The sequence below is a fragment of the Acinetobacter sp. YH12201 genome, from assembly GCF_013418145.1.
In the GTDB taxonomy this organism is placed as follows: Bacteria; Pseudomonadota; Gammaproteobacteria; order Pseudomonadales; family Moraxellaceae; genus Acinetobacter.
This window is the reverse complement of the sequence record NZ_VPCP01000177.1, coordinates 1-1395: the sequence shown is the minus strand read 5'-3', so window position 1 is coordinate 1395 and position 1395 is coordinate 1. Positions and strand designations below refer to the sequence as shown.

The 1395-nt window shown below is 43.2% G+C and carries 1 protein-coding gene; it reads left to right on the top strand.

The annotated features are described in order from the left end of the window. Positions 1 to 75: 75 nt before the first annotated feature. A complete protein-coding gene (locus tag FTU91_RS16375; RefSeq protein ID WP_180082855.1) occupies positions 76 to 1380 on the top strand; it encodes an IS4 family transposase in 1305 nt (434 codons plus the stop codon). Positions 1381 to 1395: the final 15 nt, after the last annotated feature.

Genomic DNA, 1395 nt, shown 5'->3' with positions numbered 1-1395 from the left:
GTAATGCCAGTCAGTTAAGCAACATTTAGCAAAATGCTGTAAAAATGAGTGTATATAAATACGCTCATTTTTTTTATGACTTTATCTGAGAATTTAGATTTAACCCTTCAGCACTCCATGCCATCACTCGCTGATTTTAGTGAGTTGATTGATTTCAACTGGATTGAAAGCAGTTTAAAACAAACAGGCAAGGCCTCCATCAGAAAAAGAAAATTGCCTGCTGAACATGTGGTATGGCTTGTCATTGGACTTGCCCTGTTTCGGGATCAGCCTATTTGGTATGTCTTGCAACAACTGAAACTTGTTTTTGGTACCACAGAATATTGTGTCCCAAGTGCAGCAGTCCAAGCTCGACAACGTTTGGGGCTGGAACCGATGCATGCATTATTTTCCATATTAAGCCAAGCCTGGTTTGAAGAATCCGAACAGCAGTACTCAAACTTTCATGGTCTCAGTGTGTGTGCTGTTGATGGGGTGGTTTGGTCTATGCCGCATACTGATGAGAATTTGAGTCACTTTGGCTCATCTAAAGGTAAAACGGCTGTAGCACCTTACCCGCAAGTGAGAGCAACCTGCCTGGTCAATACCAACACGCATGAAATCATTGATGCCAAAATCGGCAGTATGGATCAGGGTGAACTTACACTGGCAGATCAATTATCTCCTCCACCCCACAGTATTACCCTGTTTGATCGGGCCTATTTCTCTGCTGACTTTCTGGTGGGTTGGCAAACACGAGCGCAAGCAAGTCATTGGCTAATGCGAGCGAAAGACAACTTACGCTATGAGGTGGTCAAGCGTAACTCCCAGCACGATTTTCACATCAAAATGCCGGTATCACCGAGGGCCAGGAAGCTCAATCCATTATTGGGGGATGCCTGGGAAGCACGTTTGATTGAAGTTGAACATGCAGGAAAGCTCAGGCGTTATATCACTTCATTAACTGATTCAAAGACCTACCCACTCAAAGCCTTAGCGAAGCTTTATGCTCAGCGCTGGGAAATAGAAATGTGTTACCGGGAAATAAAAAGTGATTTACAGGATGGGAGACATTTAAGGAGCAAGCAACCTGATTTGGTTTATCAGGAATTATGGGGCGTATTGATTGCGTATAACGTGCTGAGAAGACAAATGAAATACATGGCTCAACGCGTAAAGGTGAGTCCATTGAGAATCAGCTTTCATCTTGCCTCTATCAGCATTCTCAATATCTTAAGGCATACCCCTTTAGAGTCAGCAGGCAATTTACCTAAACATTTAGAAAGCTTGTTGGAACAAGCAAGGATGTATATCTTGCCGGAGAGAAGGAAAAGAAATTGTCCCAGGGTTGTGAAGCTAAAACCACAGAAATACCCAAGAAAATGCCAGTCAATTTCTTAACTGACTGGCATTACC

What these genes read in the sequence shown, in the direction of transcription:
- FTU91_RS16375 (WP_180082855.1), top strand. Translation starts at nt 76, where the DNA reads ATGACTTTATCTGAGAATTTAGATTTAACCCTTCAGCACTCCATGCCA.